The following is a 23,042-nucleotide window of genomic DNA, read 5'->3' on the forward strand; positions in this document are numbered from 1 at the left end:
GCGCGCGCGAAACGGTCAGCGGCTCATCACCGAAAGCCACTCATCGACCCAGGCCTTGCGGTTTTCCGCCACCTCTTTCGATGAGAATTCGAGCGTCTCGCCCGGCTTCACCAGAGTGTCGAACACCGGGTTGAGCGGCTCCGATGTCTCGCCGGCCGGGAACATCCAGTTGGTTTCGGGAATCGCGTCCTGAAAGCCGGGACCGGTCATGAAGGCGAGGAATTTCTGCGCCAGCGGGTTTTCCGCGCCCTTCACGGTCTGTGCGGCCACTTCCACCTGAAGATAATGCCCTTCTTCAAAGCCCGCCGCCTTGTAGCGCTCGGAATCTTCGGCAATCTGGTGATAGGCGGGCGAGGTGGTGTAGGACAGCACCATCGGCGCTTCGCCGCTGGTGAACAGGCCATAGGCCTCGCTCCAGCCCGGCGTCACCGTCAGCACCTTGTCCTGCAGTTTGCCCCAGGCGTCCGCTGTGTCGTCGCCATAGACGGCCTTCATCCAGAGCAGCAGTCCGAGGCCCGGCGTGGAGGTGCGCGGGTCCTGAATGGCGATCTTCAGATTGCTGTCGCTCTCCACCAGCTCCTTCAGGCTTGCCGGCGGGGTCTCGATGGCCTCGGTGTCATAGACAAAGGCGAAATAGCCGTAGTCGAACGGAACGAACGTGTCGTCCTCGAAGCCGCCCGGCACGTTCACCCTGCCCATGTCGACGCCATGCGGCGCAAACAGGCCGGTCTCGCGGGCCTCGTGCACGAGGTTGTTGTCGAGACCGAGCACGATGTCGGCCTTGGTCGATTTGCCTTCGAGCTTCACGCGGTTCAGAAGCGCCACGCCATCGGCCACGGAAACGAAATCCACGTCGCAGCCGCATTCCGCTTCGAACGCCTTCTCCACCGCCGGGCCGGGGCCCCAGTCGGAGGTGAAGCTCTCATAGGTGTAGACGGTGAGCTTGTCTTCGGCCGCCGCATGGCCGGCCATGGCCAGCGTGCCAAGCGCTATGGTGGAAAGCAGGGTGGTCGCGCGCATCTGCGCCTCCTCTCGTTTGGTTGGGGAATGAGGCGCTGTGCGAAAAGCGTCTAATCCCTCCGCCGGTGCAAACCGGATCAGGTTCAGCGGGTTGGCCGGGTTCCACTGATGCGGCTTTCCTTTGTTCAGGGAAAAGCTGCATCCGTTTCAACCACTGGGCCTCTCAGCCGGCAATCCGCCGGCACCCCGTTAGAGCGACCGGGAAAATAGGGCGCGGCAGGGGCCGGCGCAAGAGGCGGAATGGCGCGAACGCCGTTGGCGCTTGCCCGCCGGCATGATATGGGCCTCGACCATGAGCCTGTTTACCCTTCTCCTGGGCGGAGATCTCACACGCACGCCGGCACTCGATGCCGAAATCGCCGACAGCCGCATCATCGCGGCTGATTCAGGCATGCGCCACGCAGCGCTTCTGGGCGTTATGCCGGAGCTGTGGGTCGGCGATTTCGATTCCGAGCCGGACGGCATGGCCGAGGCCTATGCCCGGGTGCCGCGCCGCGCCTTTTCCGCCGACAAGGACAAGACGGACGGGGAACTCGCCATCGCCGCAGCGCTGGAAGCGGGCGCGACGAGCCTCGTTCTCGTGGGTGCTTTCGGCGGCGCGCGGCCCGACCACATGTTCCTGCATCTCGCGCAGGCGCTTCAGCTTTCAGAACAGGGCATTAAGACGCGGCTGACAAGCGGCGTGCAGGAAGGCGTGCCGCTGCTGCCCGGCAAACGCCATCGCTTCGACTATCCGCAGAAAACGCTGTTTTCGATCCTCGGCTTTTCGGCCCTTTCCGGCCTCACCGTGGAAGGGGCCAAATGGCCGCTCGATGCGGTCGAGGTTCCTTTCGGCTCGTCGCTGACCCTTTCCAATGTGGTCGATGGCGAACTCGCGGTTACCCTCAAAGAGGGCAGGGCGCTTCTGGTCGCCCATCTTTCCAACGACGGAGAACACTGATCCATGGCGCCGCCTCTCTTAAAGCTTGATGGCATTCGCCTGACCTTCGGCGGCACGCCGCTGCTCGATGGCGCATCGCTGATGGTCGGCCCCGGCGAGCGGCTGGCGCTGGTCGGGCGCAACGGCTCCGGCAAGTCGACACTTCTGAAGATCGCCGCCGGCCTCGTGGAGCCGCAGGATGGCGAGGTGTTCCGCCAGCCGACGGCGACCGTGCGCTATCTGCCCCAGTCGCCCGACTGGCAGGGTTTTTCGACCGTGCGCGCCTATGTGGAGGCCGGTCTCGGCCCGGCGGACGACATCAACCGCGTGGCGCTGGTCATCGACCGGCTGGGCCTGTCCGGCGATGAAGACCCGGCAACGCTGTCGGGCGGCGAGGCGCGCCGTGCCGCGCTCGCCCGGGTGCTTGCGCCCGAGCCTGATCTGCTGTTGCTGGACGAGCCGACCAACCATCTCGACCTCGCCACCATCGAATGGCTGGAAGAAGAGCTGCAGCGCACGTCTTCAGCCCTTGTCACCATCTCGCATGACCGTCGTTTTCTCGAACGCGTGAGCCGCGCAACCGTCTGGCTCGACCGTGGCGTGACGCGCAGGCTCGACAAGGGCTTTGCCCATTTCGAGGACTGGCGCGATCAGGTGCTCGAAGAGGAAGAGCGCGACCAGCACAAGCTTGCCCGCAAGATCGAGCGCGAGGAGCACTGGCTGCGCTATGGCGTCACCGCGCGCCGCAAGCGCAATGTGCGCCGTCTGGGCGAGCTGCATGCGCTGCGCGAAAAGCACCGCAGCCATCGCGGTGCGGAAGGCGTGGCCACCATGACGGCCAGCGACGCCGCCGAATCCGGCAAGCTGGTCATCGAGGCAAAGGGCCTCGCCAAGTCCTATGACGGGCTTCAGGTGGTGAAGGATTTCTCCACGCGCATCCTGCGCGGCGACCGTGTTGGCCTTGTCGGCCCCAATGGAGCCGGCAAGACGACGCTGATCAATCTTCTGACCGGCAAGCTCGAGCCGGACGAAGGCTCGCTGCGGCTGGGCGCAAATCTGGAAATCGCAATTCTGGACCAGAAACGTGCACTGGACCCGCTGGAGACCCTGTCTCATTTCCTCACCGATGGCCGTGGCGACAGCGTCGTGGTCAACGGGCAGGAGCGGCATGTCGTCTCCTACATGAAGGACTTCCTGTTCAAGCCCGAGCAGGCCCGCACGCCGATCCGCGAGCTTTCCGGTGGCGAGCGCGCGCGGCTTGTGCTCGCCCGCCTTCTGGCCCGCCCGGCCAATCTTCTCGTGCTCGATGAGCCGACCAACGATCTCGACATGGAAACGCTCGATCTCCTGCAGGAGCTTGTCGAGGGCTTCCCCGGCACCGTGCTGCTCGTCAGCCATGACCGCGACTTCCTCGACCGCACGGTCACGAGCACCATCGCGCCGGCCGGCGATGGCCGCTGGATCGAATATGCCGGCGGCTATGCCGACATGATGGCGCAGCGCAAGGGCGAGGAGCTGGAGCGGCGCAAGGCGCGCACGGCAGAGCAGCAGAAGACCAGGTCAGCCGGCAATGCAGGTGCGCCCAGGGCAGCTTCGAAGAAGCTCTCCTACAAGCAGAAATTCGCACTGGAGACCCTGCCGAAGAAGCTCGATGAGCTGGCTGACGAAATTGCGGCTCTGGAGAAAAAGCTCGCCGATCCCAACCTCTACACGCGCGATGCCGCCGCCTTTCAGCGCTTTTCCAAGGAGCTGGACGACGCGCGCGCCAGCAGCGAGAAGATGGAAGAAGAGTGGCTGGAACTCGAAATGCTGCGCGAGGAAATCGAAGGCGCTTAGCGGTTTTTGCTGAAGCACCAACTTCAAGGCCCCCTTCTCCCCGCATGCGGGGAGAAGGTGAGGATGAGGGGCGAGCGCCAACCTTTCCGAACCCAACACCCTGCGAGCTTGTCAAGCGCAGCGTCAGCCCCTCATCCCCCTGCCGGGACCTTCTCCCCGCATGCGGGGAGAAGGAAGCTGTCATCCCGCACGCCTTCACCGGCTGCTAACCAGACTGGTTCACAATGCTTCCCATGAACCAGGAATTTCTCGTTTCCGCAAAGCCCGACCTTCAAAAGGCCCGCACCGCATGGCTTGCCACGCTTGCCGGTGAGCGGCGTCTCTCCGCGCTCACCGTCGATGCCTATGAGCGCGATACGCGGCAGTTTCTGCAATTCCTGACCGGCCATTGCGGCGATGCGCCGGGCCTCTCCGATATTGCCGAACTGCGCCCGGCGGATCTGCGCGCCTTCCTCGCCTTTCGGCGTGGCAATGGAGCCGGCGCGCGCACGCTCGGTCGCGGCCTTGCCGGGGTCCGCTCCTTCCTGCGCTACCTTGAGCGCCGCGGGCTTGTGAATGCGGCCGCCGCAGCAGCACTCAAAGCGCCGCGCGCACCCCGTGCATTGCCCAAGCCACTGACGGCGGTCGATGCCCGCAAGGTCGCTTCCGGCGCCGGGCAACTGGCCGAAGAGCCGTGGATCGCCGCGCGCAATGCAGCCGTCTTCACGCTGCTTTACGGCGCGGGGCTGCGCATTTCCGAGGCGCTGGGGCTTCTGTGCAGTCAGGTTGCCGACATGCGCCAGGGTGCGCTGCGCATCACCGGCAAGGGCGGCAAGACGCGGCTCGTGCCCGTCCTGCCCGTCACGGTCGAGGCGGTCGCCGAATACCAGCGTCTCTGCCCCTGGCATGGTGAGGCCGACAAGCCGCTCTTTCGCGGCGCGCGCGGCGGCGCGTTGCAACCGGCCATCATTCAGCGCGAGATGAAGCGCATGCGCTCGGCGCTCAACCTGCCGGAGACGGCCACACCCCACGCACTGCGGCATTCCTTCGCCACCCATCTTCTGGGGCGTGGCGGCGATCTGCGCGCAATACAGGAACTGCTCGGTCACGCCAGCCTCTCCACCACGCAGGTCTATACCGGTGTGGACACGGCGCGGCTTCTGGAAATCTACGATGCGGCCCACCCGCGCGCCTGAAACATTCCCCCGCAACCACTGGGTTCCCACGAAACCGCGCGGTTCGATTAACGCTTTGGCCGTGATTTGCGTCTAGCGTGGCCGCATGAAAACGCACGTCAAAGCCACCGCCATTCCCATGGCCGAACGGTTCGCAGATCGCCTCTTCCAGCTGGCGACTGCCTTTCCGTTGCTTCTCCTTCTCGCGCTTGTCGTCGGCCTCGTCACCGCCACCCCGGCGAAGTCCAGAGAGATTGTCTGCGCGGGCAAGAACCTTCTGACCGAACTCGCAACGGACGATCCCGCAGCGCTCGAAGAGGTGCGGCGGCAGGCAGCCGAAACGCCCAATGGCAGTGGCCTTCTGTGGCGGGTCGAAAAGGAGGGCGTGGAGCCCTCTTATCTTTTCGGCACCATGCATATGAGCGATCCGCGTGTCGTGACGCTGACGGAAGACGCGCAGGCGGCTTTCGATGCCTCCGAGCGTGTCGTGATCGAGACGACCGACATTCTCGACCAGTCCAAAATGGCGGCCGCCATGTTCAAGCGGCCTGAACTGATGATGTTCACCGGCGACGAAACGTTGGCCGATCATCTGAGCGAGGAAGACCGCAAAGCGGTTTCACAGGCGCTGGCCGAGCGCGGCGTGCCCTTTTCCAGCGTCCAGAAGATGAAACCCTGGATGCTGATTTCGCTGGTCGCCCTGCCGGGCTGTGAGCTTGAGCGCAAGGAAGCGGGCATGCCTATCCTCGACATCAAGCTTGCCGCCGATGCGGAAGCCTCCGGCAAGGAAGTGCTTGGTCTCGAATCCGCTGTCGAACAGCTCGACGCCATGGCTTCGCTGCCGCTCGACCTGCATATGCGCGGTCTGGTGGAAACGCTGGCGCTCGGCGATGGCCTTGATGACGTGATGGAGACCATGGTCGCGCTCTATGCGCAGGGTGAGACGGGTATGTTCTGGCCGCTCATCCGCGTCGCCATTCCTCAAGAGGAAAGCGCCGGCGACGACTATGCCGCGTTCGATGAGGCGATGATCAAGGTGCGCAATGGAACCATGGCCGAGCGCGCCGCGCCGATCCTCGACCGGGGCAGGGCGTTCATCGCCGTTGGCGCACTGCATCTGCCCGGTGAGGAAGGTCTCATCGAATTGCTCCGCGCCGAGGGCTATGCGGTCGAACCCGTTCTGTAATTCCAGGGTTCCGGCTAACTAATTGCATGTTATCGTCTGGCCAGCGCTGGGGAGCGCCATCTGGAGTGCGATCATGCGCGACGACAATGATAATGAAAAAACCGGGGATAATGAAAAACCCGTGCGTCATTCCGCCGGGTCGGCCGGGGCGGTGAGATCGGAAGGAACGCGCGGCTTCGTGCTCGGTGCAGTGGGCGCCGCGATCATCATCCTCGTCATCATGGCGTTTTCCGGCACCGGCTTTTTCGGCGGGGAAGACGCTCCGACTGCCGACGATGCGGGTGTCGTGCCCTTGGGCGATGGCGGCTAAGGGGCTTTCTGTCCGGCGAGATGCCTGACACGGCACACATCAAAACTCGTAAACCCGACCTGAAACGAAAAAGCCCCGCAGCTTGCGCCACGGGGCCTTTGTCTCACGCAAATGCGCGGGATCGGATCACATGTGGATCGGCTTGGCGAAGGTCGCGAGAGCCGCTTCCTTGACCGTTTCCGACATGGTCGGGTGGGCGTGGCAGGTGCGCGCCAGGTCTTCCGAGGAACCACCGAACTCCATGAGAACAGCAGCCTCGTGGATCATTTCGCCAGCACCAAAGCCGACGATGTGAACACCCAGAACACGGTCCGTCTTCTTGTCGGCAAGCACCTTCACGAAGCCGTCCGTCTTCAGCATGGAGCGCGCGCGTCCATTGGCCGAGAAGGGGAATTTGCCGGCGTTGTAGTCCACGCCAGCCTTCTTCAGCTCTTCCTCGGTCTTGCCGACGGAAGCGACTTCCGGGCTCGTGTAGACCACGCCGGGGATCACGTCATAGTTCACGTGTCCGGCCTGACCCGCAAGGATCTCGGCCACGGCAACGCCTTCATCCTCGGCCTTGTGCGCAAGCATCGGCCCGGCAATCACGTCGCCGATGGCGTAGACGCCCTCGACATTGGTGCGGAAGTGACCGTCGGTCTTCACGCGGCCGCGCTCATCAAGCTCGACGCCAACCGTGTCGAGGCCGAGACCATCGGTGTAGGGCTTGCGGCCCGTCGCCACCAGAACGACGTCGGCTTCCAGCGTTTCGGCGTCGCCGCCCTTTGCCGGCTCGAAGGTCACCTTCGCGCCCTTGCCGGCCTTGGCCACATCCGTGACCTTCGCGCCGAGCTTGAACTCGAAGCCCTGCTTGCCCAGCATGCGCTGGAACTGTTTGGCCACTTCGCCGTCCATGCCGCCGAGGATCGTGTCGAGATACTCGACCACCGTCACCTTGGCGCCCAGACGCGCCCAGACGGAGCCAAGCTCGAGACCGATCACGCCGCCGCCGACAACGATCATGCGCTCCGGCACCTTGGAGAGTTCCAGCGCACCGGTGGAGGAGACGATCACCTTCTCGTCGAACGTCACGTCGACGCCCGGAATGCCGGCCACGGCTGAGCCCGTGGCGATGACGATGTTCTTCGCCTCCACGGTCTCTTCCTTGCCGTCATCGGCCTTCACGGTCACCTTGCCTTTGCCGGCAATGCTTCCGAAGCCGCGATAGATGTCGATCTTGTTCTTCTTCATCAGGAAGTCGAGACCCTTGGTGTTCTGCTCGACTGTCTTGACGCGGTGCTCCATCATCTTCTTGAGATTGAGCTTCGGCTTGCTCACCTCGACGCCGAGATCGGCAAGACCATGTCCCGCCTCCTCGAACATCTCCGTGGCGTGCAGCAGCGCCTTGGAAGGGATGCAGCCCACATTGACGCAGGTGCCGCCATGGGTGGGCAGCTTCTCGACCACGGCCGTCTTGAGGCCAAGCTGCGCCGCCTTGATGGCGCAGACATAGCCGCCGGGGCCGGTGCCGATCACGACGAGATCATAGGTGTTGGACATGGGTCTTTTGCCTTTTTCTGCTCGGTGATCGCCTAGAGGTCGAGAACCAGACGCTCGGGATCCTCAAGCACGTCCTTGATGCGCACGAGGAAGGTCACGGCTTCCTTGCCGTCCACGATGCGGTGATCGTAGGAGAGGGCGAGATACATCATCGGGCGGACGACGATCTGGCCGCCGACCACCATCGGCCGCTCCTGGATCTTGTGCATGCCCAGAATGCCCGACTGCGGGGCGTTCAGGATCGGGGTCGACATCAGCGAGCCGTACACACCGCCATTGGAGATGGTGAAGGTGCCGCCCTGCATGTCGGCCATGGAAAGCTTGCCGTCGCGGGCAGCGAGACCCAGACGACCGATTTCCTTCTCCACCTCGGCAATCGACATCTGGTCGGCATCGCGCACCACCGGCACGACGAGGCCGCGGTCGGTGCCGACGGCAACGCCGATATGGCAGAAGTTCTTGTAGATGATGTCCGTGCCGTCGATCTCGGCGTTAACGGCCGGGATTTCCTTCAGCGCATGGGTCACCGCCTTGGTGAAGAAGCCCATGAAGCCAAGCTTGACGCCGTGCTTCTTCTCGAAGAGCTCCTTGTACTTCTTGCGCAGCTCCATCACGGCCGTCATGTCCACCTCGTTGAAGGTGGTCAGCATGGCGGCTGAGTCCTGCGCGTCCTTCAGGCGGCGCGCAATGGTCTGGCGCAGACGCGTCATCTTCACGCGCTCTTCGCGAACCTCGTCCTCGGCCGGGGAGGCCGGGCGGGCTGCCTTGGGCGCTTCGGTGCGGGCGCTGGACGATCCGCCTTCAATGGCGGCGATCACGTCGCCCTTGAGCACCTGGCCACCCTTGCCGGAGCCGGCAACGTCGGAAGCCTTGATGCCCTTTTCGGTCATCATCTTCTGGGCCGAAGGCGCAGCCGGGCGGCCGCCGTCTTCGTCCTTCTTCGCAGCAGGTGCTGCCTCGGCCGGCTTGTCGGCCTTGGGAGCTGCGGCAGAAGCGGTTGCGCCCTGCTCGATGCGCAGCAGCAGTGCGCCGACTGCAACTTCATCACCCGTGGTAACCACCATTTCGGTGATCACGCCGTCGACCGGAGACATCACTTCCTGTGCTGCCTTGTCGGTCTCGAGCTCGAGAAGCGCTTCGTCGGTCTTCACCGCGTCGCCGACCTTCTTGAAGATCTCGCCGACCTCGGCCTCGGTGACGGACTCGCCCGCCGATGGAACATTCACCTCGACGATTTTTCCGCCGGCCATGGTTGCCTCCTGATTTTCAGAGCTGCCGGACGAAGCTTCGCCGGACTGTTTGGTTTCTGCTTTTGCTTTGCTGGCGCTACCGCCTGCGGCAATCATGCCGAGCAGCGCGCCGACTTCGACGGTTTCGCCTTCCTTGACCACGATCTCGTCAAGCGTGCCGGCTGCGGGAGCCGGCACCTCGATGGAAACCTTGTCGGTTTCCAGTTCGACGATCGCTTCGTCGGTGGCGATGGTGTCGCCCACCGATTTCATCCAGCGGGCGATGGTTGCCTCGGTTACGGACTCGCCCAGAGTGGGAACCCGAATCTCGGTCGCCATGTGGTTTTTCTCCGTCGCTTGCTATTCGCCAAGCGCATCTTCGAGGAATGCCTCGAGCTGCGCCAGGTGTTTCGACATGAGGCCCGTCGCCGGCGATGCGGCGGCCGGACGGCCCGTGTAGCGAACGCGGGTGTTCTTTGCCTCGATGTGCTGCAGAACCCACTCAAGATAGGGCTCGATGAAGGACCAGGCGCCCATGTTCTTGGGCTCTTCCTGACACCACACCATTTCCGCGTTCTTGAAGCGCGAAAGCTCGTTGATCAGAGCCTTGGCCGGGAACGGGTAGAGCTGCTCGACGCGCAGCAGGTAGACATCGTCCAGCCCGCGCTTCTCGCGCTCTTCATAGAGGTCGTAATAGACCTTGCCCGTGCACAGCACGACGCGGCGGATCTTCGAATCCTTCACCAGCTTGACGCTGTTCGCATCCTGATGCTCCGCATCGTCCCACAGCAGACGGTGGAACGCGCTCTCGCCGGAGAGTTCGGCCAGCGTCGAGACGCAGCGCTTGTGGCGCAGCAGCGACTTCGGCGTCATCAGGATCAGCGGCTTGCGGAAGTCGCGCTTCAGCTGACGGCGCAGGATGTGGAAGTAGTTCGCCGGCGTCGAGCAGTATGCGACCTGCATGTTGTCCTCGGCGCACATCTGCAGCCAGCGTTCGAGGCGGGCGGAGGAGTGCTCCGGACCCTGGCCCTCATAGCCGTGCGGCAGCAGGCACACGAGACCCGACATGCGCAGCCACTTGCGCTCACCAGACGAGATGAACTGGTCGAACACCACCTGTGCGCCGTTGGCGAAGTCGCCGAACTGGGCTTCCCACAGCGTCAGCGCCCGCGGTTCTGCAAGCGAGAAGCCATATTCGAAGCCGAGCACGGCTTCTTCCGAAAGCATCGAGTTGATGACTTCGTAATAGGCCTGCTGCGGTCCCATATTGTTGAGCGGGATGTAGCGGTTCTCGTCGCGCTGGTCGTAAAGCACCGAGTGGCGCTGCGAGAAGGTGCCGCGCTCGGAGTCCTGACCGGAAAGGCGAACCGGGTTGCCTTCGAGCAGGATCGAGCCGAAGGCAAGCGCCTCGGCCGTCGCCCAGTCGATGCCCGCGCCCTCGTCGATCATGCCCTTGCGGTTCTTCATGAAGCGCTGGATCGTGCGGTGGGCTTCAAAGTCCTCCGGCACTTCGGTCAGCTTCTTGCCGATCTCCTTCAGCGTCTTCACCGGCACGGCGGTCTTGCCCCGGCGCTGCTCGTCCGCATGGTCGGCCTTCTTCAGACCCGACCACACGCCGTCCAGCCAGTCGGCCTTGTTCGGCTTGTAGGCCTGGCCCGCATCGAACTCCGTCTCCAGGTTCGAGCGCCATCCAGCACGCATCTCTTCGATGTCGGCTTCGGTAACGAGGCCTTCGGCCAGCATCTTCTTCGCGTAGATTTCGCTGGTCGTGGGGTGCTTGCGGATGTTGCTGTACATCAGCGGCTGCGTGAACGCCGGCTCGTCGCCCTCATTGTGGCCGTAGCGGCGGTAGCAGAACATGTCGATGACCACCGGCTTGTGGAAGGTCATGCGGAATTCGGTCGCAACCTTTGCCGCATAGACCACCGCTTCCGGGTCGTCGCCGTTCACGTGGAAGATCGGCGCTTCGATCATCTTCGCCACATCCGAAGGATAGGGCGAGGAGCGCGAGAAGCGCGGATTGGTCGTGAAGCCGATCTGGTTGTTGATGATGAAGTGCACGGTGCCGGCAACGCGGTGTCCGCGAAGGCCCGAAAGACCGAAACACTCCGCCACCACGCCCTGGCCGGCAAAGGCGGCGTCGCCGTGCAGGAGCAGCGGCATGACGCGCGCGCGCTCTTCCGGCGGCACGATCTCTTCGCGCTTGCGGCCAAACACCTGATCCTGCTTGGCGCGGGCCTTGCCCATCACCACCGGGTTCACGATTTCCAGGTGAGACGGGTTGGCGGTCAGCGACAGGTGAACATTGTTGCCGTCGAACGCACGGTCGGAGGAAGCGCCGAGATGGTACTTCACATCGCCCGAACCTTCCACGTCGTCAGGTGCGAAGGAGCCGCCCTTGAACTCGTGGAAGATGGCGCGGTGCGGCTTTTCCATGACCTGTGCGAGCACGTTCAGGCGGCCACGGTGGGCCATGCCGAGAACGATTTCCTTCAGGCCCATCTGGCCGCCGCGCTTGATGATCTGCTCGAGCGCAGGGATCAGCGCTTCACCGCCGTCGAGGCCAAAGCGCTTGGTGCCCTTGTACTTGACGTCGATGAACTGCTCGAAGCCTTCGGCCTCGATCAGCTTCTGCAGGATCGCCTTCTTGCCGTTGGCGGTGAATTCGACGCCCTTGTCCGGACCCTCTATGCGCTCCTGAATCCAGGCCTTTTCGGCGGGGTTGGAGATGTGCATGAACTCGACGCCCAGCGTCGAGCAATAGGTCCGCTTGAGGATGTCGAGCATCTCGCGGATGGTCGCCGTCTCCAGACCAAGCACATGGTCTATAAAGATCGGACGGTCGTAGTCTGCCTCGGTGAAGCCATAGGCCTCGGGCGACAGCTCGTTGTAATCTTCCAGCGGCTTGGCAATGCCAAGCGGGTCGAGATCGGCATGCAGATGGCCGCGCATGCGATAGGCGCGGATCATCATGATGGCGCGCACGGAATCGCGGGTCGCCTGCAGCGTCTCTTCGGGAGAGAGCTTGGCCCCGGCCTTCGCAGCCTTGTCCTTGATTTTGCCGTCGAAGTGTTTTTCGACCGCGCCCCAGTCGCCATCAAGCGCCGAGACGAGTTCGCCATTGGCGGCCTGCGGCCAGCCCTTCTTCTTCCAGGACGCGCCGGCGGCGTTCTTCTTCACATCGGCTGCGTCGTCCTTGAGCGCGCCGAAGAAGTCCCGCCAGTCCTCGCTGACCGAGGCTGGATTGTCCTGATAGCTGGCGTAAAGCTCCTCGATGTAGGCGGCATTGCCGCCATACAGGAACGAGGTGAGCGACATTTGGTCGTTGGCCTGATCTTGCCGTGCCATATCACTTCCCGGAACGACGGTTCCGGCTCCTTGGTCGCCGGCAATAAAAGCCGGACAGTCACATTGTTCCCGGCTGCCACTTGTGTGGCAAGCCGGGATTGATCGTCCTCAACCCTTGATCGCTTCGACGAGCGTCTGGCCAAGGCGCGCCGGGGAGGGCGATACCTTGATGCCAGCAGCTTCCATCGCTGCAATCTTGTCTTCTGCGCCACCCTTGCCGCCGGAAATCACGGCGCCTGCGTGGCCCATGGTGCGTCCGGGAGGAGCCGTACGGCCCGCGATGAAGCCGGCCATCGGCTTCTTGCGGCCCTTCTTGGCCTCGTCGCGCAGGAACTGGGCTGCTTCTTCTTCTGCCGAACCGCCGATCTCACCGATCATGATGATGGATTCGGTCGCGTCGTCGGCAAGGAACATCTCCAGCACGTCGATGAACTCGGTGCCCTTCACCGGGTCGCCGCCGATGCCAACGGCCGTCGTCTGGCCGAGGCCGGCATTGGTCGTCTGGAACACGGCCTCATAGGTGAGCGTGCCCGAGCGTGACACGACGCCAACGGAACCCTTCTGGAAGATGTTGCCCGGCATGATGCCGATCTTGCACTCGTTCGGCGTCAGGACGCCGGGGCAGTTCGGGCCAATCAGGCGCGAGTTGGACTTCTCGAGCTTCGCCTTCACATGGACCATGTCCATCACCGGAATGCCTTCCGTGATGCAGACGATGAGCGGGATTTCCGCCTCGATGGCCTCGATGATGGCCGCGCCTGCGCCTGCCGGCGGAACGTAGATCACGGACGCGTTTGCGCCGGTCTTGTCCTTGCCTTCGGCAACGGATGCGAAGATCGGGAGCTCTTCACCGCCCTGGCCGGTCCAGGTGGAGCCGCCCTTCTTGGGGTGAATGCCGCCGACCATCTGCGTGCCGTGATAGGCGAGCGCCTGTTCGGTGTGGAAGGTGCCGGTCTTGCCGGTCAGGCCCTGCACCAGGACCTTGGTGTCTTTGTTGACGAGAATGGACATCTTGGCTCAGCTTCCCTTAACGGCTGCAACGATCTTCTTGGCGGCGTCGTCGAGATCATCGGCGGCGATCACGTTGAGACCGCTTTCGTTGATGATCTTCTTGCCAAGATCGACATTGGTGCCTTCGAGGCGAACCACCAGCGGAACCTTCAGGCCCACTTCCTTGACGGCAGCGACAACGCCTTCAGCGATGACGTCGCAGCGCATGATGCCGCCGAAGATGTTGACCAGAATGCCTTCCACTGCCGGATCGGCGGTGATGATCTTGAACGCTGCCGTCACCTTCTCCTTGGTGGCGCCGCCACCAACGTCGAGGAAGTTGGCAGGCTCGGCTCCGTAGAGCTTGATGATGTCCATCGTGGCCATCGCAAGACCGGCGCCGTTGACCATGCAGCCGATATTGCCGTCCAGCGCCACATAGGCGAGGTCGTATTTGGAAGCCTCGATTTCCTTCGCGTCTTCCTCGGTCGTGTCGCGCAGGGCAACCACGTCCTCGTGACGGAACAGCGCGTTGCCGTCGAAGGAGACCTTGGCGTCGAGAACGCGCAGACGGCCATTGTCCATGACGATCAGCGGGTTCACTTCCAGAAGGCTCATGTCCTTCTCGGTGAAGGCCTTGTAGAGGATCGGGAACAGCGTCTCGCCGTCCTTCGCCGCGTCGCCCTCGAGCTTCAGCGCCTCGTTGAGCTTCTTCACGTCGTCAGCCGTCACGCCCGTATCCGGGTCGATGGGGAGCGTGAGGATCTTCTCCGGCGTCTCTTCTGCAACGGCCTCGATGTCCATGCCGCCTTCCGTCGAAACGACGAAAGCCGGACGGCCGACCGTGCGGTCGATGAGGATCGAGAGGTAGAGCTCGCGGTCGATGTCCGCACCGTCCTCGATGTAGAGGCGGTTCACCTGCTTGCCGGCCGGGCCGGTCTGCTTGGTGACGAGCGTGTTGCCCAGCATCTCATTGGTGTGAGCGACAACTTCCTCGACGCTCTTCGCCAGGCGCACGCCGCCCTTTGCGTCAGCGCCGAGTTCGGTGAACTTGCCCTTGCCGCGTCCACCGGCGTGGATCTGGCTCTTCACCACATAGAGCGGACCGGGAAGCTGCTTTGCAGCAGCCTCGGCTTCGCCCTTCTCGAACACCGGCACGCCATCGGCCACCGGTGCGCCATAGCTCTTCAGAAGCTGCTTGGCTTGATACTCGTGAATGTTCATGGCGCGGCCTACTCCTACTTTTTCAGGTTGGGCGCGATGTTGGCGCAGGCCTCGCAAAGACCGGCGACGGCCTCGACGGACTGGTCGAACATCTTCTGCTCGTTCTTGTTCAGGTCGATCTCGATGACGCGCTCGACGCCGCCGGCGCCGATCACCGTCGGAACACCGACATACATGTCCTTGACGCCATACTGGCCGGCAAGATGCGCTGCGCAGGGCAGGACGCGCTTCTTGTCCTTCAGGTAGCTCTCGGCCATGAGAATTGCCGAGGAAGCCGGAGCGTAATAGGCGGAGCCGGTCTTCAGCAGGCCGACGATCTCTGCGCCGCCGTCACGGGTGCGCTGTACGATCTGGTCAATCTTTTCGTTGGAGGTCCAGCCCATCTTCACCAGATCCGGGATCGGGATGCCGGCAACGGTGGAGTAGCGCGTCAGCGGAACCATCGAATCGCCGTGGCCGCCCAGCACGAAGGCCGTCACGTCTTCGACGGAGACCTTGAACTCTTCCGACAGGAAGTGGCGGAAACGGGCCGAGTCCAGCACGCCGGCCATGCCGACCACGTGGCTCTTCGGCAGGCCGGAGAACTTCTGCAGCGCCCAGACCATGGCGTCGAGCGGGTTGGTGATGCAGATCACGAAAGCGTTGGGGGCGTATTTCTTGATGCCCGCGCCAACCTGCTCCATGACCTTGAGGTTGATGCCCAGAAGGTCATCGCGGCTCATGCCCGGCTTGCGGGCGACGCCGGCGGTGACGATGCAGACATCCGCGCCTTCAATGGCGGAATAGTCGTTGGCGCCAACCATCTTTGCGTCAAAGCCTTCGACCGGAGCCGACTCGGCGATGTCCAGTCCCTTGCCCTGGGGAATGCCCTCGGCAATGTCGAACAGGACAACGTCGCCCAGTTCTTTCAAGCCCGCCAGATGTGCGAGCGTTCCACCGATCATGCCGGAGCCGATTAGAGCGATCTTGTCGCGTGCCATGTGGATAGAATTCCCCCTTGTGTCGAAAGGATAGGTGGTGAGATTTGTCTAAAGAGAAAATGCGCGCGTCGCGTTTTGCCTGTGCCGTGTCACACCGATGCATTCGGGCCTACGTCCCGCCACGGACCTTTGTTCAAAGGCGCGGCAAATTCGTGGCGTGGCCCGCTCTGTAAGCCTCTCTGGAATAAGCATACTGGCAGGAAAATTCAACCGGTTCTTACACGGCCAGAAATTTCAATCGTTTAGACAGTTTGGGAGTTACGTAAACGTAAAAATTTTGCCCGATTAATGTGCATATCTGCAGACTCTCCGGTGTTCTGGCCGATCTTCTGGCTGCTTTTTCGCGCTGACCGGTCGTCAGTCTTTCTTTCCGGCCTGATCGTCGTCTGTGTCAGTCCGGTCACGGCTTTTCGCGGTGGTCCGCTCAAGCCAGTCCCGGCTCTGCATTTCGATCAGGCGCGAGGCCGTGCGGTCGAACTCGAAGGCTTCCGTGCCGTTGCTTGCCGTATATAGAGCCTCCGGCGCGGCTTCGGCAGAGACAAAGAGCCGCGCTTCGGCGTCATAGAGCGTGTCGATCAGCAGGATGAAGCGCTTCGCCTCGTTGCGGCGCTTCATGTCCATGGTCGGCACATTGTCGATGAAGACCGTGTCGAACGCCCCGGCAATGGCCAGATAGTCGCGCGCGCCCAGCGGCTTTTCGCAGAGATCGGCAAAGGCAAAGCGCGCCGCCGATCCGGAAGCCTGCGGCACCGCCACCGCGCGTCCCTTCACCGTCAGCGTCGCCGGCTCGACGGGCTGCCCGTCCACCACCGTGTTCCAGGCTTCATCCATCTGCTCCCGGGCCGCCGCGTCGTCGGGCGTCATGTAGACGGGAATGCGGTTCAGCTTCTGCATCCGGTAATCGGTATCGATGTCGAGTTCCAGGACGCGGGTGTGATCCTTGAGAATGCCGATGAAGGGCAGGAAAAGGCCGCGATTGAGCCCGTCGCGATAGAGGTTGTCAGGTGCGACATTGGAGGTCGCGACCAGCACCACGCCGCGCTCGAACAACGCCGAGAAAAGCCGCGACAGGATCATCGCGTCGGCAATGTCGGTCACCGTGAATTCGTCGAAGCACAGAACCCATGCTTCCTTCGCAAGGGCGGCTGCAACGGGCAGAATGGGATCCGTTTCCTGCGTCTCGCCGGCCTTCAGCGCCTCGCGGTGCCGGCCGATGCGGTCATGCACATCGGCCATGAAGTCGTTGAAATGCGCGCGTCGCTTGTGTTCCACGGGCACGAGTTCATGGAAAAGGTCCATGAGCATGGTCTTGCCGCGCCCGACGCCGCCATAGACATAGAGCCCGCGCACGGGCTCCTGCACCTTGCGGCGTTTGGCGAACAGCCAGCCAAGCGCGCTCGATTTGCGCGCCAGTCTTTTGTCGCTGATTTCGCCGATCAGCTGGTCGAGCGCGGCCGCGATGGTTTCCTGCGCGGGGTCGCGCGCAATCGCACCGGTCTCGACCAGATGGTCGTAGCGCTTTGTGACGGAGGGATGGGTCACGAGACCGTCACGCAATGTCATGTCAGACTTTCAAGCTTGGCCTTTCGGCCGAAATGTGTTGGCGGTCTTGCTTTAGCGCGACAGCGAAATCGGCTGACCGTTGCTGGTCTGACCGTCGAAACGGCCTGCGCCCGACGAATAGAGCGTTGCCAGCACGCTGCCATTGGCGTCGTAGAAAGCGAGCTGCTTGCCCTCGACATTCCACGATTTCACACCGTCCATCGGTGCGGGGCAGCGCAGCGGGCCGGCGCGGTAGCCGGCGCCGAACTTGGTCTGCGGCGTGGCCACGCGGCAGGACTGGCCGGCCACATTGACGCTCCACACGCCGGCAACGCTGCCGGTGGAAACTTCCGCGGCCGTGTTCGGGTCGATCGCGGCCATCTGCGTCTGCTGTGGCGCTTCGGGGAACTGCGACGGGTCCGTCTGCGTGGCGGAGGGCGGCGGCAGCTGGTTCGACGTCACGACGCCGGACGGCGCGGACGGCAGCGGCTGCGGCGCGGGGCTGTTCATGGATGAGAAGCGGTCGCTCTGACAGCCGGCAAGCGCCAGCGCCATCAGCGATACTGCCAGAATTGCGGTTTTGTTATGCGGCATTCCGTTTCTCCGTTTGCGCGACCAATGCACGAGCATCCACACCGGTTCCATCTAAATGCCCGATCGTGGCAAAGTTTGGCGATTATAACAGCCCACCCATGGTTAAGAACCGGTTTCGAGCATGTCTGTTTGTAACTGTTTCTTATTGGCAACAGTATCCGCGGGCCTCTTTCAACCCCCCGGGAACCAGCCCGGCCTTCCCGCGTTGATGCAGCTCAACAGGCGCTGGAGCGTTTTGCATGCCGGTCACCATGCCAGAAGGCCGGGTGTCGCATGAAGAAAAGCGGCCGCCCGGCGCTGCAAAAGGAGGGCCGAAAATGCTGAAATGGATTCTCATTCTCTTGATCGTTGCCGCCGTCGCGGGTCTGCTGGGCATGAACAGCCTGGCGGGCGCGGCCATGACCGGCGCAAAACTCTTGATCGCCGTGGTGCTGATCCTCTTCCTTCTCGCCGTGTTGGGCATTGTCGTCATAGCCTGACGCCGCGTGCGATTGATGGGCCGTTTGTCTGGTAATTTTGCCTGTCATCAGCCATATAGGCGCCTGAGACACAGGGTTTTGGAGCCACCATGGCGCTTGAGGCAGCATTCGCGAAGATGAACGGCCTCGGCAACGCAATCATCGTTGCCGACATGCGCGGGCGCGCGGACCGGGTTTCGCCCGAGGCCGCCCGCGCCCTCAACGCCGATCCCGCGACCCGGTTCGACCAGATCATGGCCATCCATGATCCGCGCGTCGCCGGCACGCACAATTACATCGAAATTCTCAATTCCGACGGCAGCCAGGCGCAGGCCTGCGGCAATGGCACACGCTGTGTCGTGCAGGCGCTCGCCGCCGAAACGGGACAGAAGGTCTTCACCTTCCAGACCGTTGCCGGCATCCTCAACGCCGAGGAACATGAGGACGGCCTGATCTCGGTCGACATGGGCAAGCCGCGCTTCGGCTGGCAGGACATTCCGCTCGCCGAAGAGTTTCGCGACACGCGCATGATCGAGCTGCAGGTCGGCCCCATCGATGCGCCGGTGCTGCATTCGCCCTCCGTTGCCTCCATGGGCAACCCGCATGCGATCTTCTGGGTCGAGGGCGACGTCAATGATTACGACCTGCCGCGTTTCGGCCCGCTTCTTGAAAATCACCCGATCTTCCCGGAGCGCGCCAACATCTCCATCGCTCAGGTCACCGCCGATGACGCGCTGACGCTGCGCACCTGGGAGCGGGGCGCAGGGCTCACGCGCGCCTGCGGCTCGGCCGCCTGCGCTGCCGCCGTGTCCGCCGCGCGCACCGGACGCACCGGTCGCCATGTCACCGTCACCGTGCCGGGCGGGCCGCTCGATATTCTGTGGCGCGAAGACGATCACGTCATCATGACCGGCCCCGCCGAATGGGAATTCTCCGGCCGTTTCGACCCCGCCACCGGGGCCTGGGAGCGCGAGACCGAGGGAGCAGCCTGAATGGCGGTGGATGTTCTGACATTCGGGTGCCGGCTGAACGCCTACGAGTCCGAGGTCATCAAGCGCGAGGCGAAAGACGCCGGGCTTGAGGAGCTGGCGGGCGGCGCGGTCGTCATCAACACCTGCGCCGTAACCGGCGAGGCGGTGCGTCAGGCCCGCCAGGCGATCCGCAAGGCGCGGCGTGAAAACCCCGATGCCCGCATCATCGTCACCGGCTGCGCCGCACAGACGGAGCCGGGCACTTTCGACGCCATGGATGAGGTTGATCTCGTTCTCGGCAACGAGGAAAAACTAAAGGCCCACAATTACCGCGCCCTGCCGGATTTCGGCGTGAACCAGTTCGAGAAGGTTCGCGTCAACGACATCATGGAAGTGCGCGAGACCGCGTCGCACATGGTCGAATCCATCGAGGGCCGCGCCCGCGCCTTCGTGCAGGTGCAGAATGGCTGCGATCACCGCTGCACCTTCTGCATCATTCCCTATGGCCGGGGCAATTCCCGCTCGGTGCCCATGGGCGCGGTGGTCGATCAGGTGCGCCAGCTTGTCGGCAATGGCTATGGCGAAGTGGTGCTCACCGGCGTGGACCTGACCAGTTTCGGGGCCGATCTGCCGGGCAGCCCGCGCCTCGGGCGGCTTGTCTCCACGCTTCTGCGTGAAGTGCCGGAGCTTGAGCGCCTGCGTCTCTCCTCCATCGATTCCATCGAGGCGGATGACGAGCTGATGCGCGCCCTGGCGGAAGAGGAGCGGCTGATGCCGCATCTCCACCTTTCGCTTCAGCATGGCGACGACATGATCCTGAAGCGCATGAAGCGCCGCCACCTGCGCGCCGACGCGATCGCATTTTGCGAGCGTGTGCGCACGCTCCGGCCCGACGCCGTGTTCGGCGCAGACATCATCGCCGGTTTCCCGACCGAGACCGACGCGATGTTTGAGAATTCGCTGAAGATCGTCGAGGAATGCGGTCTCACGCATCTCCACGTGTTCCCCTTCAGCCCGCGCGAGGGCACGCCGGCAGCGCGCATGCCGCAGCTCGACCGCGCGCTGGTGAAGGAGCGCGCCGCGCGTCTGCGCGCCGTGGGCGACGCCGCCTATGCGCGGCATCTTGCATCGCTTGACGGCACCCGTCAGCGCATTTTGATCGAGCGGCCAGGGCTTGGCCGCACAGAGGGTTTCACGCTGGCCGCGCTTGAAGGCGGTCAGCCGGGGCAGATTGTCGAGGCGCGGATCACCGGCCACGACGGGGAGCGGCTCACTGCGGTCGCTGTCACACAGGAAGCGGCGTAGCAGGCATGGCATTCGGATTTATCAAGAAGGTCTTCTCGTTCGGCAAGAAAGAGGCCGAGGAGACACCGCCAGAAGAGGTCACCGAGACCGAAACGCCGGACGCCGCCGCTGCGGCGCAACCGGCTGACGCCGCCCCGGCTTCCGAACCGTCCGAACCCTTGACGGAAGAGCCGGCTGCTCCTGAAGTCGTTCCAGAGCCAGAGCCAGAGCCAGAGCCAGAGCCAGAGCCAGAGCCAGAGCCAGAGCCAGAGCCAGAGCCAGAGCCAGAGCCAGAGCCAGAGCCAGAGCCAGAGCCAGAGCCAGAGCCAGAGCCAGAGCCAGAGCCAGAGCCAGAGCCAGAGCCAGAGCCAGAGCCAGAGCCAGAGCCAGAGCCAGAGCCAAAGGTCGAAGTTTCAGACGCAACGCTCGCGCCACCTTCTCCCCGTGAACGGGGAGAAGGTGAGGATGAGGGGCAGCGCGACGCCGACGATAACACGCCTGCAGTAGAAGCCGCGCCGACACCCTCGACCGATGACGCCCGCCCCTCATCCGGTCCTTCGGACCACCTTCTCCCCGCAGGCGGGGAGAAGGAAGCGGAGCCCGTCATTGAGGTTGCGGAAGAGACCGTTGCCGACGAAGCCCCGGAACCGAAGGCCGAAGAACCGGACGCAGCGCCCGCGACTCCTTCTCCCCGCAAGCGGGGAGAAGGTGAGGATGAGGGGCAGCGCGACGTTGACGACATCACGCCGTCACCTGATGCCGCGCAAGCCGCTGCCGCCGGCAAGGTCGCCGTCTCCAAAGCCGTCGAGCGCGTGGAAGAGAAGGCTCCCGAACAGGAAACGCCGCAGCCGCGCAAGCCATGGTTTCAGCGTCTGCGCGAGGGGCTGTCGCGCTCGTCGCGCGAGCTGCGCGATTCCATCGCCGGCGTCTTCACCAAGCGCAAGCTGGACGAAGACACGCTTCAGGATCTCGAAGACGTTCTGCTGCGCGCCGATCTCGGCCTTGAGACCGCCATGCGCGTGACCGATGCGCTGGCGTCGGGCCGCTACGGCAAGGATGTGTCGGGCGAGGAAGTGCAGGCCGTCATGGCCGAGGAAATCGAGAAGGTCCTGGCACCGGTCGCCATGCCGCTCGAACTCGACCTCTCGCACAAACCGCATGTCATTCTCGTGGTTGGCGTCAATGGCACCGGCAAGACGACCACCATCGGCAAGCTGGCTGCAAAGCTCACCGAGGGCGGGCTCAAGGTCACGCTGGGCGCTGGCGACACGTTCCGCGCCGCCGCCATCGAGCAGCTCAAGATCTGGGGCGAACGCACCGGCTCGCCGGTCGTTTCCTCAAAGCTCGGCGCGGATGCGGCGGGTCTTGCCTTCGATGCCTATGAAAAGGCGAAGGAGGCCGGCTCCGACGTGCTGATCATAGACACCGCCGGCCGTCTTCAGAACAAGGCGGAGCTGATGGCGGAGCTTGAGAAGATCGTGCGCGTGCTCGGCAAACATGATCCCGATGCGCCGCACACCGTCCTCCAGACGGTTGACGCGACCACCGGGCAGAACGCCCTTAATCAGGTCGAAATCTTCCGCAATGTTGCGGGCGTGAACGGTCTGGTCATGACCAAGCTCGACGGCACGGCGCGCGGCGGTATCCTTGTTTCCATCGCCGCCAAGCACAAGCTGCCGGTCTATTTCATCGGCGTCGGCGAGCAGGTCGACGATCTCGAACCCTTCTCGGCGAGTGATTTCGCCAAGGCGATTGCAGGAGTTGCATAAGCGTGAGCGAGAAACACATCTTTGAACGCGACCCCGCCGATCCCAAGCGCAAGGAGATCAACCCGATCCTCAAGCTGGCGCTGGAACTGGGGCCGCTCATGGTGTTCTTCTTCGCCAATTCGCGCGGCGAGTGGCTGGTCGGGCGCTTTCCCGCGCTGGCGGAGCTCGGTGGCCCGTTGTTCGTTGCAACCGCGCTCTTCATGGCCGCCACGGCCATTGCGCTCGCCGTTTCCTGGGTCCTCACGCGCACCCTTCCCATCATGCCGCTCGTTTCGGGCGTGGTGGTGTTCGTGTTCGGCGCGCTGACGCTCTACCTGCACAGCGAAATCTTCATCAAGATGAAGCCGACCATCGTCAACACGCTGTTCGGCGTGGTGCTTCTGGGCGGTCTCGCCTTCGGCAAGTCGCTGCTCGGCTATGTGTTCGATTCCGCTTTCAAGCTGGATGCGGAAGGCTGGCGCAAACTCACCCTGCGCTGGGGCCTGTTCTTCATCTTCCTGGCGGTGGTCAACGAAGTGGTGTGGCGGATGTTCTCCACCGACACCTGGGTCGCCTTCAAGGTGTGGGGCATCATGCCGATCACCATTCTCTTCACGATGAGCCAGATGCCGCTCATCATGAAGCACTCGCTGGAAGAGCCCACCAAGTAAGCACGATGCGCAGATTCAACAGGTTAGAGCGTCCTTTGT

Annotated in this window: 19 protein-coding genes and 1 riboswitch; of the genes, 10 read left to right on the forward strand and 9 right to left on the reverse strand. The window is 63.4% G+C overall.

The features are described from left to right. Positions 1-15: 15 nt before the first annotated feature. Positions 16-1,020 (reverse strand): thiamine ABC transporter substrate binding subunit, encoded by a 1,005-nt coding sequence (gene thiB / locus ACRTG1_RS18500; protein ID WP_432516804.1) that lies wholly within the window; start codon positions 1,018-1,020, stop codon positions 16-18. 37 nt (positions 1,021-1,057) lie between these two features. Further along, positions 1,058-1,219: riboswitch (TPP riboswitch) on the reverse strand. Positions 1,220-1,312: 93 nt separating this feature from the next. Here thiB and ACRTG1_RS18505 point away from each other — a divergent pair. From ACRTG1_RS18505 to ACRTG1_RS18525, 5 genes are all read left to right on the forward strand, one after another. Further along, the gene (locus ACRTG1_RS18505) at positions 1,313-1,960 is read left to right on the forward strand and encodes a thiamine diphosphokinase (protein ID WP_432516805.1); all 648 of its coding nucleotides are present in this window, start codon (positions 1,313-1,315) and stop codon (positions 1,958-1,960) included. Positions 1,961-1,963: 3 nt separating this feature from the next. Next, on the forward strand, positions 1,964-3,775 hold the full coding sequence (locus ACRTG1_RS18510; protein WP_206546108.1) for an ABC-F family ATP-binding cassette domain-containing protein: 1,812 nt from the start codon (positions 1,964-1,966) through the stop codon (positions 3,773-3,775). A gap of 233 nt (positions 3,776-4,008) precedes the next feature. Further along, the gene (locus ACRTG1_RS18515; protein WP_283799942.1) at positions 4,009-4,950 is read left to right on the forward strand and encodes a tyrosine recombinase XerC; all 942 of its coding nucleotides are present in this window, start codon (positions 4,009-4,011) and stop codon (positions 4,948-4,950) included. An 85-nt stretch (positions 4,951-5,035) separates the two neighbouring features. Beyond that, entirely contained in the window at positions 5,036-6,115 is a 1,080-nt protein-coding gene (locus tag ACRTG1_RS18520; protein WP_432516806.1) for a TraB/GumN family protein, read from the forward strand. Between the two features lie 73 nt (positions 6,116-6,188). Continuing rightward, positions 6,189-6,425 (forward strand): hypothetical protein, encoded by a 237-nt coding sequence (locus tag ACRTG1_RS18525; RefSeq protein WP_432516807.1) that lies wholly within the window; start codon positions 6,189-6,191, stop codon positions 6,423-6,425. 126 nt (positions 6,426-6,551) lie between these two features. On the opposite strand, the gene lpdA is transcribed toward ACRTG1_RS18525, so the two are convergent. From lpdA to ACRTG1_RS18565, 8 genes are all read right to left on the reverse strand, one after another. Continuing rightward, positions 6,552-7,964: a dihydrolipoyl dehydrogenase gene (gene lpdA, locus ACRTG1_RS18530; RefSeq protein WP_206548408.1), complete on the reverse strand. Its 1,413-nt coding sequence runs from the start codon at positions 7,962-7,964 to the stop codon at positions 6,552-6,554. 32 nt (positions 7,965-7,996) lie between these two features. Then, on the reverse strand, positions 7,997-9,532 hold the full coding sequence (gene odhB, locus ACRTG1_RS18535) for a 2-oxoglutarate dehydrogenase complex dihydrolipoyllysine-residue succinyltransferase (RefSeq protein WP_113153283.1): 1,536 nt from the start codon (positions 9,530-9,532) through the stop codon (positions 7,997-7,999). Positions 9,533-9,553: 21 nt separating this feature from the next. Beyond that, the gene (locus ACRTG1_RS18540; RefSeq protein WP_206546112.1) at positions 9,554-12,541 is read right to left on the reverse strand and encodes a 2-oxoglutarate dehydrogenase E1 component; all 2,988 of its coding nucleotides are present in this window, start codon (positions 12,539-12,541) and stop codon (positions 9,554-9,556) included. A 108-nt stretch (positions 12,542-12,649) separates the two neighbouring features. Further along, positions 12,650-13,552: a succinate--CoA ligase subunit alpha gene (gene sucD / locus ACRTG1_RS18545; protein ID WP_113153281.1), complete on the reverse strand. Its 903-nt coding sequence runs from the start codon at positions 13,550-13,552 to the stop codon at positions 12,650-12,652. 6 nt (positions 13,553-13,558) lie between these two features. Beyond that, entirely contained in the window at positions 13,559-14,755 is a 1,197-nt protein-coding gene (gene sucC / locus ACRTG1_RS18550; protein WP_206548406.1) for an ADP-forming succinate--CoA ligase subunit beta, read from the reverse strand. Between the two features lie 14 nt (positions 14,756-14,769). Then, the gene (gene mdh, locus ACRTG1_RS18555) at positions 14,770-15,735 is read right to left on the reverse strand and encodes a malate dehydrogenase (protein ID WP_113153279.1); all 966 of its coding nucleotides are present in this window, start codon (positions 15,733-15,735) and stop codon (positions 14,770-14,772) included. 357 nt (positions 15,736-16,092) lie between these two features. Then, positions 16,093-17,298, reverse strand: a complete 1,206-nt coding sequence (gene zapE, locus ACRTG1_RS18560; protein ID WP_432516808.1) for a cell division protein ZapE — start codon at positions 17,296-17,298, stop codon at positions 16,093-16,095. Positions 17,299-17,349: 51 nt separating this feature from the next. Then, positions 17,350-17,871 (reverse strand): protease inhibitor Inh/omp19 family protein, encoded by a 522-nt coding sequence (locus ACRTG1_RS18565; protein WP_113153277.1) that lies wholly within the window; start codon positions 17,869-17,871, stop codon positions 17,350-17,352. Between the two features lie 317 nt (positions 17,872-18,188). Here ACRTG1_RS18565 and ACRTG1_RS18570 point away from each other — a divergent pair, with 317 nt between their 5' ends. The 5 genes from ACRTG1_RS18570 to ACRTG1_RS18590 all read left to right on the forward strand — a co-directional run bounded on the left by ACRTG1_RS18570 (position 18,189) and on the right by ACRTG1_RS18590 (position 23,003). Then, on the forward strand, positions 18,189-18,350 hold the full coding sequence (locus ACRTG1_RS18570) for a DUF1328 family protein (protein ID WP_009450858.1): 162 nt from the start codon (positions 18,189-18,191) through the stop codon (positions 18,348-18,350). 89 nt (positions 18,351-18,439) lie between these two features. Then, the gene (dapF, locus tag ACRTG1_RS18575; protein ID WP_206548403.1) at positions 18,440-19,321 is read left to right on the forward strand and encodes a diaminopimelate epimerase; all 882 of its coding nucleotides are present in this window, start codon (positions 18,440-18,442) and stop codon (positions 19,319-19,321) included. Beyond that, positions 19,322-20,605, forward strand: coding sequence for a tRNA (N(6)-L-threonylcarbamoyladenosine(37)-C(2))-methylthiotransferase MtaB (gene mtaB, locus ACRTG1_RS18580; protein WP_283799950.1), 1,284 nt, complete (start codon positions 19,322-19,324; stop codon positions 20,603-20,605). A gap of 5 nt (positions 20,606-20,610) precedes the next feature. Beyond that, on the forward strand, positions 20,611-22,353 hold the full coding sequence (gene ftsY / locus ACRTG1_RS18585) for a signal recognition particle-docking protein FtsY (protein ID WP_432516809.1): 1,743 nt from the start codon (positions 20,611-20,613) through the stop codon (positions 22,351-22,353). 2 nt (positions 22,354-22,355) lie between these two features. Then, positions 22,356-23,003 carry a septation protein A gene (locus ACRTG1_RS18590; protein WP_162742206.1) on the forward strand — a complete coding sequence of 216 codons (648 nt, stop codon included), beginning with the start codon at positions 22,356-22,358 and terminating at the stop codon, positions 23,001-23,003. Positions 23,004-23,042: the final 39 nt, after the last annotated feature.

The organism is Nitratireductor sp. PBL-C9 (assembly GCF_050877045.1).
Lineage (GTDB): Bacteria > Pseudomonadota > Alphaproteobacteria > Rhizobiales > Rhizobiaceae > Nitratireductor > Nitratireductor aquimarinus.

Bases quoted from the DNA above. Each gene is read 5' to 3' on its own strand.
- ACRTG1_RS18520 (WP_432516806.1), top strand. From the start codon at position 5,036: ATGAAAACGCACGTCAAAGCCACCGCCATTCCCATGGCCGAACGGTTC.
- ACRTG1_RS18565 (WP_113153277.1), bottom strand. From the start codon at position 17,871: ATGCCGCATAACAAAACCGCAATTCTGGCAGTATCGCTGATGGCGCTG.
- ACRTG1_RS18540 (WP_206546112.1), bottom strand. From the start codon at position 12,541: ATGGCACGGCAAGATCAGGCCAACGACCAAATGTCGCTCACCTCGTTC.
- dapF (WP_206548403.1), top strand. From the start codon at position 18,440: ATGGCGCTTGAGGCAGCATTCGCGAAGATGAACGGCCTCGGCAACGCA.
- zapE (WP_432516808.1), bottom strand. From the start codon at position 17,298: ATGACATTGCGTGACGGTCTCGTGACCCATCCCTCCGTCACAAAGCGC.
- ACRTG1_RS18510 (WP_206546108.1), top strand. From the start codon at position 1,964: ATGGCGCCGCCTCTCTTAAAGCTTGATGGCATTCGCCTGACCTTCGGC.
- mtaB (WP_283799950.1), top strand. From the start codon at position 19,322: ATGGCGGTGGATGTTCTGACATTCGGGTGCCGGCTGAACGCCTACGAG.
- ACRTG1_RS18525 (WP_432516807.1), top strand. From the start codon at position 6,189: ATGCGCGACGACAATGATAATGAAAAAACCGGGGATAATGAAAAACCC.
- ACRTG1_RS18515 (WP_283799942.1), top strand. From the start codon at position 4,009: ATGAACCAGGAATTTCTCGTTTCCGCAAAGCCCGACCTTCAAAAGGCC.
- ACRTG1_RS18570 (WP_009450858.1), top strand. From the start codon at position 18,189: ATGCTGAAATGGATTCTCATTCTCTTGATCGTTGCCGCCGTCGCGGGT.
- ACRTG1_RS18505 (WP_432516805.1), top strand. From the start codon at position 1,313: ATGAGCCTGTTTACCCTTCTCCTGGGCGGAGATCTCACACGCACGCCG.
- lpdA (WP_206548408.1), bottom strand. From the start codon at position 7,964: ATGTCCAACACCTATGATCTCGTCGTGATCGGCACCGGCCCCGGCGGC.
- mdh (WP_113153279.1), bottom strand. From the start codon at position 15,735: ATGGCACGCGACAAGATCGCTCTAATCGGCTCCGGCATGATCGGTGGA.
- sucD (WP_113153281.1), bottom strand. From the start codon at position 13,552: ATGTCCATTCTCGTCAACAAAGACACCAAGGTCCTGGTGCAGGGCCTG.
- sucC (WP_206548406.1), bottom strand. From the start codon at position 14,755: ATGAACATTCACGAGTATCAAGCCAAGCAGCTTCTGAAGAGCTATGGC.
- ftsY (WP_432516809.1), top strand. From the start codon at position 20,611: ATGGCATTCGGATTTATCAAGAAGGTCTTCTCGTTCGGCAAGAAAGAG.
- thiB (WP_432516804.1), bottom strand. From the start codon at position 1,020: ATGCGCGCGACCACCCTGCTTTCCACCATAGCGCTTGGCACGCTGGCC.
- odhB (WP_113153283.1), bottom strand. From the start codon at position 9,532: ATGGCGACCGAGATTCGGGTTCCCACTCTGGGCGAGTCCGTAACCGAG.